This is a genomic window from Empedobacter sp. UBA2044 (assembly GCF_002333005.1).
Taxonomy (GTDB): domain Bacteria; phylum Bacteroidota; class Bacteroidia; order Flavobacteriales; family Weeksellaceae; genus Empedobacter; species Empedobacter falsenii_B.
In genome coordinates, this window is sequence record NZ_DDBA01000008.1 from 699 (window position 1) to 7,251 (window position 6,553).

A 6,553-nucleotide genomic window follows, 5' to 3' on the forward strand; every position below is an offset into this window, starting at 1 on the left:
TCCACTCAATATTGAGTGGATTTTTTAGTATGATTTAAAATTTCAGATTATGATCCGAAAGCTGTTTTAATTTGATCTACGAAGTCTAATTTTTCCCAAGTGAATAATTCAACTTCAACTTCAACAACATCCTGTCCATTAGCAGATTCAAAGCGTTTTGAAACTATTTTTGGTTCTCTACCTAAGTGTCCGTAAGATGCAGTTTCTTTGTAAATTGGGTTTCTTAATTTTAATCTTTGTTCGATAGCGAAAGGCTTCATATCAAAGATTTCAGAAACTTTTGTAGAAATTTCTCCTTCAGTTAACTCAACTTTTTGAGTTCCGAAAGTATTTACTAATAAAGAAACTGGAGCAGCAACACCAATTGCATAAGAAACTTGTACTAAAACTTCGTCAGCAACACCAGCTGCAACCAAGTTTTTAGCAATATGACGCGCAGCATAAGCAGCAGAACGGTCAACTTTTGATGGATCTTTTCCTGAGAAAGCACCACCACCGTGAGCACCTTTACCACCATAAGTATCTACAATAATTTTACGACCAGTCAAACCTGTATCTCCGTGAGGTCCTCCAATAACGAATTTCCCTGTAGGATTGATATGATAAGTAATACTATCTGTAAATAAATCGCGTAAATGAACAGGTAATTGCGCTTTTACACGTGGAATTAAAATACTTACTAAGTCATTTGTAATTTTATCTCTCATTGCTTCTTCGTTTGCGAAGTCATCATGTTGAGTAGAAATTACAATAGTATCGATACGAACAGGTTTGTTGTCATTATCATATTCAATTGTTACTTGAGATTTAGCATCAGGACGTAAATATGGTAACAAATCTTTTTCGTATTTACGGATATGCGCTAATTCTTTCAATAATCTGTGCGATAAATCTAACGCCAAAGGCATATAGTTTTCAGTTTCGCTTGTAGCATAACCAAACATCATTCCTTGGTCACCAGCACCTTGCTCTTCGTCAGATTGTCTGTCTACACCTTGGTTAATATCTGGAGATTGTTCGTGAATTGCAGATAAAATTCCACAAGAATTTGCATCGAACATATATTCACTTTTCGTGTAACCAATTTCAGCAATTGTTTCTCTTGCTACACGTTGTAAATCAATGTAAGAATTAGATTTTACTTCACCTGCTAAAACAACTTGTCCAGTCGTTACTAAAGTTTCACAAGCTACTTTACTTTTTGCATCAAATGCTAAAAAGTGGTCAAGAATTGAATCAGAAATTTGATCGGCAATTTTATCTGGATGCCCCTCAGAAACTGATTCTGACGTAAATAAATATGACATTTCTATACTTTTTTTTAAAATGATAGAGGGAAGGAGAAAACTGAAGTCCTGTTTTAGCAATTGTTTTATGAGGTTGCAATCAGTCAAATCTTTCCTCTCGATTTTTCGAGCTCAAATATACAATGAATAATATGAATAATGAAAGATATTTAACATTTATTAGTATATAAAAATTATAGAGTTTAACTTTTTATCTTTTTTAGAATAGAACAAAAAACGGTGTGTTTTAATAAATTATAAATATATTTTCTGTAAATGAGTAATTTTTTTAATCTATATAGATAATTATTCAAAATAATGTTGTTACTTTAGAAAAAAATTAATTGAAATGAAATTTGACACTCTCGATCAACAGCTGCTAATGTATCTACAAGAAAACAGTAAAATTACCTATAAAGAATTATCTGATAAGTTAAATTTATCGTCAACCGCAATTCATGAAAGAATCAAGAAATTAGAAAAGTCAGGAATTATTTCTAAATATGTTGCGCTTGTAAATAGAAGATTAATTAACAGAGAGCTTTTGGTATTTAGCCATATTAAGTTACAACAACATTCTGCTGATAACATCAAGATTTTCGAAAACGAAATTGTGAATTTAAAAGAAGTTCAGGCGAGTTATCATGTAAGTGGTGATTACGATTACATTATCAAAATGTCTTTCGAAAATATGGACGAATACAGAGATTTTATGGTAAATAAACTAACAACAATAAAGGTAATTGGTAGTACTCACAGTACTTTTGTTATTGGTGATGTAAAAGATGATACCGCTTTCCAATTGGTATAAAAATATAAGAATGGTTCTGATAAATTAGAATTTTTTTTGATTGAATAAGTAAAAATAGAGAAGACATGAGCAAGGAAATAGCAGTTTTAGGAGCTGGTTGTTTTTGGTGTGTGGAAGGAATTTTTAATTCGATAAATGGAGTAGAACAAGCTATCTCTGGATTTGCAGGAGGTAATGTAGAAAATCCTACTTATCGTCAGGTTTGTGATACAGATACAAATCATGCGGAAGTTGTTGAAATTACTTTTGACAATGAAGTGATTTCGTACAAAGAATTATTAGAAATTTTTTGGAATATACATAATCCAACACAGTTAAATAGACAAGGAAACGATGTTGGTACACAATATCGTTCGAGTATTTTTTACACATCAGAAGAACAAAAAAAGCAAGCGGAAGAATCGTTAAAAGAGTTTGATAACGGAACTTTGTATGAAGATAAATTCGTTACAACAATAGAGCCTTTAGATAAATTTTGGCCAGCCGAAGATTATCATCAAGGTTATTACAATGAAAATCCAGATCAGCCATATTGTTCGGCAGTTGTTGGACCAAAAATTGCAAAATTTAAATCTAAATTCAAACAGATTTTAAAATAAGAAAAGCGACCAATTGGTCGCTTTCATTTTATTTTCCTTTTTTACGTGCTTTCGCTTTCTGTTTTTGCTGACCACGGTTTTTAGGTTTAGATTTTGGTGGTTTACGTTTTGTAGGACCACCTAAATTCACCTTTTTATTTTTATCTTTTTTCTCGTGAAATGCTGCACCACGTTCTTCAATTTTTACAGTTGTAAGTTGTTTCATTTTTACAACATCTTTCTCAAATTCACGTTTTACAGGATTTATTTTTACGTCCTCTTCAGGAAAAGGAAGTTCGTTAATCTCTTTATCCATCAATGCTTCAATAGCATCTAAACGTTCAATTTCCTTTTCAGAAAAATAAGAAATCGCTTCTCCTTTTTTATCCGCACGTCCTGTACGCCCAATTCGGTGAATATATTGTTCTGGAATTTCTGGAATTTCGAAATTGATAACATGCGTAACATCAGGAATATCCAAACCACGAGCCATAATATCTGTCGTGATAATTCCTCGGTATTCATCTCTGGTAAAGGCTTCCATTGTTCTCAAACGATAATTTTGAGATTTGTTAGAATGAATTACTCCAAATTCATCTGGATAAATTTCATCTAAATGATTAAAGATTAAATCAGCATGTTTTTTATTGTTTGCGAAAATTAAAACTTTCTCAAATTTTGCTTTGTCTCCTAATTGATGAACAATTAAATTCAATTTTGTATTGAAATTCTCAACTGGAATAGCCAATTGAGTGATTTTTTCTAATGGTGTTCCTGAACGAGCTAAGGAAATTTCAATAGGATTTTTGAAATATTCGTGTAACATATCATCTACTTGATCTGTCATCGTAGCAGAAAATAAAATGTTTTGACGTTTTTCGCTCATCATTGTAAATAAATGAATCAGTTGCGGACGAAAACCTAAACTCAACATTTCGTCAAATTCGTCAACCACTAATTTCTTCATTTCTTTGAATGATAATACATTGTCTATCGCCAAATCTAAAACACGACCTGGTGTTCCAACCAAAATATCAACGCCTTCATACACCAATAATTTTTGAGTATTGATGTTTACACCACCATAAATTCCTAAAACACGAACATTGATAAACTCTGTTAATTGCTCTAAAATATCGGTAACCTGAACAACTAATTCGCGTGTCGGAACCAAAATAACAATCTTTGGTTGATTCGTTTTAGAGTATTGATAAGTATTCAACAAGGGTAATAAGTAAGCCATTGTTTTACCTGTACCTGTTTGGGCAATTCCCATTATATCTCGTCCAGAAAGAATCGGTTTGAATGATTTTTCTTGAATTGGAGTTGGGGTTGTGATATTCAACTTTTCTAAAGCCGAACTCAATTGTTTTGTTAATTCGAAATCCGCGAATGTAGCTTTCATTTTGCAAAGATAAGTTTTCTTGATGACTTCTTAAAAACTCAATGTGCAATCCGTTCAAATTCGTTGAAACTTCGTACTTTTGCATTTCGATTAAGTAAAAAGGAATAAAAATGAGTTTAAAACAATACATCACGCAGAATGTTTTAGAAGCGATTCAAAACGTTTATCAAATTAACCCTGAATCTGTTGAAATTCAGTTTACAAGGAAAGAGTTTGAAGGTGATTATACATTGGTTGTTTTCCCATTAATCAGAACTTTGAAAGGTAAACCAGAAGAAATCGGTGCTAAAATCGGTGAAAATTTGGTTGAAAATAATAAAATTACAGCGTTTAATGTTGTAAAAGGTTTCTTGAATATGAGTTTAAGTTCAGTAGAATTTTTAGAAAATTTTACTCAAAATGCTCAAAATTCAACTTTTGGAATTACAAAAGTTGATGAAAATTCGAGAACGGTAATGGTAGAATATTCATCGCCAAATACAAACAAACCTTTGCATTTAGGACATGTCCGTAATAATTTGTTAGGATTTTCGGTTTCTCAAATCATTGAAGCAGCAGGAAATAATGTGATTAAAACACAAATTATTAATGATCGTGGGATTCACATTTGTAAATCTATGATTGCTTGGGAAAAATTTGGAAATGGTGAAACACCAGAATCTGCAAATATGAAAGGCGACCATTTGGTTGGAAAATATTATGTGGAATTTGACAAACATTATCGTCAAGAAATCAAAGAATTAGAAGCGCAAGGAAAAACGGAAGACGAAGCGAAAAAAGAAGCTCTAATTTTCTTAGAAGCACAAGAAATGCTGCGTCAATGGGAAGCACATGAACCAAAAGTTATTGAGCTTTGGCAAAAAATGAACGGTTGGGTGTATGATGGTTTCGCTAAAACGTACAAACGTCTTGGTGTTGCTTTTGACGAATATTTATACGAATCGAATACCTACATTTTAGGAAAAGATATTGTTGAAGATGGTTTAAACAAAGGTGTTTTCTACAAAAGAGAAGATGGTTCTGTTTGGATTGATTTGACTGCAGAAGGTTTGGATGAAAAATTAGTTTTACGTTCAGACGGAACTTCGGTTTATATCACACAAGATTTAGGAACTGCAGTAGAGCGTTTCAAAAATAATCCAACGTTAGAAGAATTAACGTATGTTGTAGGAAATGAGCAAGATTATCACTTCAAAGTTTTGTTCTTAATCTTGAAAAAATTAGGTTATTCTTGGGCTGATGCTTTACATCACTTGTCTTACGGAATGGTTGATTTACCAAACGGAAAAATGAAATCTCGTGAAGGAACAGTTGTAGATGCAGATGATTTGATGCAAGAAGTTTATAATACAGCAAAAGAGATTTCTGAAGAATTAGGGAAATTAGACGGAATGTCTGATGATGAAAAAGCTGAGTTGTACGAAACAATTGCGATGGGTGCTTTGAAATATTACATTTTGAAAGTAGATCCTAAGAAACGTATTTTATTCGATCCGAAAGAATCTGTTGATTTTAATGGAAATACAGGACCTTTTATTCAATATACTTTTGCGCGTATTCAGTCATTATTGAGAAAAGAATCCCCAAAAGAATTTGATGCAAATGCAATAGAATTGAATGATGCAGAAAAAGAAATTATTCGTGCATTATACGATTTCGAAGATACGATAGAAAAAGCAGCAACAGAAATGAGCCCTGCTTTGATTGCGAATTATGTGTATGAATTAGTTAAATTATTTAATTCATTCTACCAAAACAATCCAATCTTGAAAAATGAAGATGAAAACGTGAAAAATTTCCGTTTATATCTTTCTCAATGGGTTGCAAATACAATTCAGAATTCGTTACGTTTATTAGGAATTGGTGTTCCAGAAAGAATGTAATCGACTTATAAAATAAATAAAATGCCTCATCAATTTGGTGAGGTATTTTTTTAACTTTACAATATGAAAATAGGAGATTTACTGAAACAAAAAGATCCTCACGATAAATTTAATTTGAAACGATTTCACGATGCGCAAAGTTTTGTGTATGATGAAATCTTAATGGAAGTTCATGCAGGAAAAAAACAAACGAATTGGATTGTTTTTATGTTTCCTCAATTAGTTGGATTAGGTTCGAGTGATTCGTCATTAGAATTTTCGATTTCTTCAAAAGAAGAGGCGAGAGCTTTTGTGAAAGATGAAGAACTTTGGGGAAATTATTTAGAAGTTTTATCTGTATTATTAATGCAACATAAAGGCGTAATTCCGCAATTAATTTTCGGAAAAAATGATGCAATGAAACTGAAATCAAGTTTGACTTTATTCAACTTTATAGTTCCGAAAGAAAAAATTATCAAAGATGTTTTGAAGTTTTTTTATGCAGATCAAGTCGATAAAAAAACATTAAGTATATTGAAACAAATGAATAAATAAAAAAATCTCGAGCATTTGCTCGAGATTTTTTATTTAGACACTGTCCAAAATTTTGT

6 protein-coding genes are annotated in these 6,553 nt (G+C 31.7%); 4 read left to right on the forward strand and 2 right to left on the reverse strand.

The window, feature by feature from the left end:
• Positions 1-47: 47 nt before the first annotated feature.
• Positions 48-1,307 carry a methionine adenosyltransferase gene (gene metK, locus B4E59_RS01040; protein WP_219035092.1) on the reverse strand — a complete coding sequence of 420 codons (1,260 nt, stop codon included), beginning with the start codon at positions 1,305-1,307 and terminating at the stop codon, positions 48-50.
• A gap of 328 nt (positions 1,308-1,635) precedes the next feature.
• On the opposite strand from metK, the gene B4E59_RS01045 reads away from it, so the two are divergent.
• Both B4E59_RS01045 and msrA read left to right on the forward strand, forming a co-directional pair.
• On the forward strand, positions 1,636-2,097 hold the full coding sequence (locus tag B4E59_RS01045; RefSeq protein WP_115001022.1) for an Lrp/AsnC family transcriptional regulator: 462 nt from the start codon (positions 1,636-1,638) through the stop codon (positions 2,095-2,097).
• A gap of 65 nt (positions 2,098-2,162) precedes the next feature.
• Positions 2,163-2,696 carry a peptide-methionine (S)-S-oxide reductase MsrA gene (gene msrA / locus B4E59_RS01050; protein ID WP_038336125.1) on the forward strand — a complete coding sequence of 178 codons (534 nt, stop codon included), beginning with the start codon at positions 2,163-2,165 and terminating at the stop codon, positions 2,694-2,696.
• 28 nt (positions 2,697-2,724) lie between these two features.
• Here msrA and B4E59_RS01055 read toward each other — a convergent pair whose 3' ends face one another.
• Positions 2,725-4,080, reverse strand: coding sequence for a DEAD/DEAH box helicase (locus tag B4E59_RS01055; protein ID WP_125349811.1), 1,356 nt, complete (start codon positions 4,078-4,080; stop codon positions 2,725-2,727).
• 110 nt (positions 4,081-4,190) lie between these two features.
• On the opposite strand from B4E59_RS01055, the gene argS reads away from it, so the two are divergent.
• Together argS and B4E59_RS01065 are read left to right on the forward strand one after the other, a co-directional pair.
• A complete protein-coding gene (gene argS / locus B4E59_RS01060; RefSeq protein WP_291050793.1) occupies positions 4,191-5,963 on the forward strand; it encodes an arginine--tRNA ligase in 1,773 nt (590 codons plus the stop codon).
• Positions 5,964-6,026: 63 nt separating this feature from the next.
• Positions 6,027-6,497 carry a DUF1810 family protein gene (locus tag B4E59_RS01065; RefSeq protein WP_135835150.1) on the forward strand — a complete coding sequence of 157 codons (471 nt, stop codon included), beginning with the start codon at positions 6,027-6,029 and terminating at the stop codon, positions 6,495-6,497.
• The last annotated feature ends 56 nt before the right edge of the window (positions 6,498-6,553 follow it).